Annotated in this window: 2 protein-coding genes; one reads left to right on the top strand and one right to left on the bottom strand. The window is 60.9% G+C overall.

What is annotated here, in order from left to right; genetic code table 11:
- The first annotated feature begins 172 nt into the window (after positions 1-172).
- Positions 173-1,261 (top strand): sulfate/molybdate ABC transporter ATP-binding protein, encoded by a 1,089-nt coding sequence (locus AC1D1X_RS22265; RefSeq protein WP_477671695.1) that lies wholly within the window; start codon positions 173-175, stop codon positions 1,259-1,261.
- 66 nt (positions 1,262-1,327) lie between these two features.
- Here AC1D1X_RS22265 and AC1D1X_RS22260 read toward each other — a convergent pair.
- On the bottom strand, positions 1,328-1,777 hold a 450-nt coding region (locus AC1D1X_RS22260), incomplete at its 5' end, for a hypothetical protein (RefSeq protein WP_477699216.1).

The raw sequence follows: 1,777 nt of genomic DNA, 5'->3' as shown, positions 1-1,777 counted from the left end.
CCGGTCGGCTGCCTCTTCGGTGTTGCCGCCGTTCTAATAGGCCCCTATTTCTGGGGACTTGCTGTACCGCCTATCTCACTTGCGATTTCGCTCTTGTTACTTATGAAGGTCAAGGCTAAAGCTAAGTCCGCCGAATTGACATAGGTTCCTGAAAAACACGCTGGAAAACATCATGAGCATCGATATCCGCAACGTCAGCAAACATTTTGGCGACTTCCAGGCACTGGGCGATGTCAGCCTGGACATTCAATCGGGCGAACTGGTCGCCTTGCTCGGCCCTTCGGGCTGCGGCAAGACCACGCTGCTGCGCATCATTGCCGGGCTGGAAACCGCCGACCGCGGCAGCATCCTCTTCAGCGGCGAAGACACCACCGACGTGCATGTGCGCGAGCGCCAGGTCGGCTTCGTGTTCCAGCACTACGCGCTGTTCCGCCACATGACCGTCTTTGAGAACGTGGCCTTCGGCCTGCGCGTCAAGCCCCGCGGCCAGCGGCCCAGCGAAGCGCAGATCAAGGAAAAAGTGCATTCGCTGCTCAACCTCGTGCAGCTCGACTGGCTGGCCGAGCGCTTTCCGTCGCAGCTTTCGGGCGGGCAGCGCCAGCGCATTGCCCTGGCSCGCGCGCTGGCGGTGGAGCCCAAGGTGCTGCTGCTCGATGAACCCTTCGGCGCGCTCGACGCCAAGGTGCGCAAGGAGCTGCGCCGCTGGTTGCGCCGCCTGCACGACGACCTGCATGTCACCAGCATTTTTGTGACGCACGACCAGGAAGAAGCGCTGGAAGTCGCCGACCGTGTGGTGCTGATGAACCAGGGCAAGGTCGAGCAGATTGGCTCACCGCAAGAGGTGTGGGACCACCCGGCCAGCCCGTTTGTGTATGGCTTTCTCGGTGACGTGAACCTGTTCCACGGCCGCGCCCACGAAGGCGAAGTCCAGCTCGAAGGCCTGCGCCTCAATTCACCTGAACACGCCGGCGCCCAGGACGCCAAAGCCTTTGCCTATGTGCGCCCGCACGACCTGGACGTGCAGCGCTATGCGCCGGGCGCCGAAGGCATCGTCGCCCACCTGGAGCGCGCCATCGTGATCGGCCCCATTGCGCGGTTGGAGCTGATTCCCGCCGAAGGCTATGAACAAAAAGGCAATGTCTCGGGCGATTCGATCATTGAAGCCCAGATGACCTCGCAGCAGTTTGCCGAGATGGGTTTGCGCGAAGGCGACATGCTGGTGGTGACGCCGCGCAAGGCGAGGGTGTTTGTGGAGGGGTAAGGTGCCTAACGCCGGAGCTGGGTCGATTGCAAAGGCTTGCCGTCGCGAGTCGACTCGGACGACCGGCTAAGCCGCACTTTTTGCCGCCGTACGTCGAGCTTGAGCTTCGCTCACCAACTGTCCACGGGGCCATTGCAGATATGGACGGATGGTAATCCGGTCTTCATTGGTGAGCGGGCGTGCCAGAGCATCGAATAGGGCGCGGACCTGCGGCCAAGGGGCCTGCTTGGTTACTGCGGCATAGAACTGCATCAACTTTTCTATGTTCTCGATCGCGGGGCGGGTCTCAAGCGGGCTCAAATCGCACATAAAGTTGAACTCAAAAGTATTTCCTCGCTGGTGCCACTCATCTCGGTGCCAGGCATGCTCGGGGTTCTCGCGAAGCATGAGGTTGACGATATCAACGCCTTTGGCTTCTGGGCCGCGAAGGTGCTCACGAATTGGTTTTAGGCGGCGAGTGAACCATTCCGCAAATCCCCCATGCGATGCGGTCAACCTCAGTTCGCGCTGATGGGT

This window comes from Polaromonas sp. P1_G4, assembly GCF_056405475.1.
Note: the sequence above shows the minus strand (reverse complement) of the source record. Positions and strands in the feature narration are given on the sequence as shown.